Origin of the sequence: Microbacterium sp. B19 (genome assembly GCF_000333395.1) — a bacterium.
Classification (GTDB): Bacteria; Actinomycetota; Actinomycetes; order Actinomycetales; family Microbacteriaceae; genus Microbacterium.
This window is the reverse complement of the sequence record NZ_BADA01000477.1, coordinates 1-1916: the sequence shown is the minus strand read 5'-3', so window position 1 is coordinate 1916 and position 1916 is coordinate 1. Positions and strand designations below refer to the sequence as shown.

General features: G+C 72.1%; 2 protein-coding genes. Both read right to left on the bottom strand.

Annotated features, from left to right (window positions below):
• Positions 1–582 (bottom strand): amidohydrolase family protein (locus I5G_RS16655; protein ID WP_022880075.1); only part of this gene is annotated, 582 nt, incomplete at its 3' end.
• Between the two features lie 5 nt (positions 583–587).
• The gene (locus I5G_RS16650; protein ID WP_022880074.1) at positions 588–1862 is read right to left on the bottom strand and encodes an ABC transporter permease; all 1275 of its coding nucleotides are present in this window, start codon (positions 1860–1862) and stop codon (positions 588–590) included.
• Positions 1863–1916: the final 54 nt, after the last annotated feature.

Sequence of the window (1916 nt, the reverse complement as noted above, 5' to 3'; positions counted from 1 at the left end):
GGACGCCTTGTCACCGACCGACAACAGGCCCCCGCTCACGGGCACCTGGATCCCGTCGGCCCCCGAGCGCGCCAAACACCGCACGAGCGCCGAACACGCGTCGGGGCCGTCGGCCACGGGCTTGCGCTGCACCACGGCGGGCGGGATGAACAGGTCGCAGTGACCGCCCGTCATGTTCAACAGGCCATGGGCCAGCACGCGCGGGCCGTCGACGATACCGGCCGCCAGCGCACGGGCGAGGGAGAACTGCACGTCGTCGGCGGCGAGGTCTCGCACGGTCGTGACCCCGACCGACAGCGCCCGGCGGGCATGGGCGAGGCCGTGCAGCACCTGCTCCTCGGGGCGCGTGACGAGCGGCCACGCGAGGAAGTCGGCGGGGGTGTCCGAGGCGTTGCCGATCAGGTGCACATGCGTGTCGATGAGGCCGGGGAGCACGGTGTACTCCGCGGTTCCGTCGGCGTCGGTCACCTCGACCCCGTCGATGCGCCCGGAGGGCCCCTCGTCGCTCCAGCGGACGGTGCCGACGCCGCGATGGGTGACACCGTCCCAGACGTGGACTCTGGACAGTTGCTGATGGATCACGGAAGTCACCTCGAGGAGTTACGGCGTGGGAAGAACTGGCCGAGCGCGCGCGGCGGGCGCATGCGCGTTCCCGCGACCACGAGCACCGCGAGGGTCACGAGGTACGGAGCGGCGGAGGCCAGAGCGCTCGGCAGGGGGATGAACAGGGCCGCGACCAGGAGCACCACGCCGAGGACGAGACTCGGGGCCGCGGAACGGATCCCGGCACCGCGCCGCAGCCGCAGACCGCCCAGCACCAGGAAAACGGCGCCGAGGACGAAGAGCATCGCGGTGAACGTCTCGGGCCGACCGAGACCGACGGCGTCGCTGAAGCCGAACAGGGCCGATCCCGCGAACACGCCTCCTGGCATCCAGTTCCCGAAGATCAGGGTCGCGAGGCCGATGAAGCCGCGCCCCGCGACCTGGTTCTCGACGTAGCCCTGGGAGATGAGCACGAGGTACCCGCCGGCGAACCCGGCCATACCGCTGCCGACGAGGACGGCGAGGTAGCGCGTGCGGTGGACGTGTCCGCCGAGGGCCTGGAGGGCGGCGGGCTCCTCGCCGGAGGCGCGCATCCGCAGGCCGAACCGCGTGCGCCACAGCACGAGCGCGGTCAGCGGGATGAGCGCGAGGCCGATGATCGCGGCGACGGACACGTCGCGGGTGAGGCCTCCGACGATCCCAGCGAGCTGGGACACGACCGGGATGCCACCGGCCTCGAGGTCGCGGAGCGGGTCGGGCGTTCCGAAGCCTCCGGAGAGGAACGGCAGGCTCACCCGTGGAACGTTGCCGTCGATGCGCGGCGATCGCGCGACGCTGCCGCCGTCGATGCCGCTGAACACGATGTCGGAGAGGAAGCGGGCCAGGGCCGCCGCGAGGACGTTGATCGCGACACCGACGACGAGCTGGTTGAGGCCCATCTCCAGGCACAGCACCGCCATGAGGAGGCCCAGGACCAGGCCGCCGAGGACTCCGCCGACGAGCGCGAGCCACGGACCGCCGAACCATCCGAACAGGCCCGCGCCCCACGTGCCGCCGATCATCATGCCCTCGAGGCCGACGTTGATGACGCCCGCACGCTCGGAGTACAGCGCGCCGATCGCGACGACGGCGATGGGCACGGTGAGGCGCAGCGCCGATCCCCAAGTGGACGAGGAGGCGATGCCCGGGGCGTTGCACACCCACGACGCGATGAGGATGAGACCGAATCCGAGCAGGACCCAGGACACGACGGCGCGGGCGCGCACACGCCGCGCGTCGGTCGACCGCGCGACGGGCGGGACAGTGGTGACAGCGCTCATACCGCCGACGCCTCCTTCGTTCGTCCGGCGCGGGCACGCCGGATCGCGGCCAGG

Bases quoted from the DNA above. Each gene is read 5' to 3' on its own strand.
- I5G_RS16650 (WP_022880074.1), bottom strand. From the start codon at position 1,862: ATGAGCGCTGTCACCACTGTCCCGCCCGTCGCGCGGTCGACCGACGCG.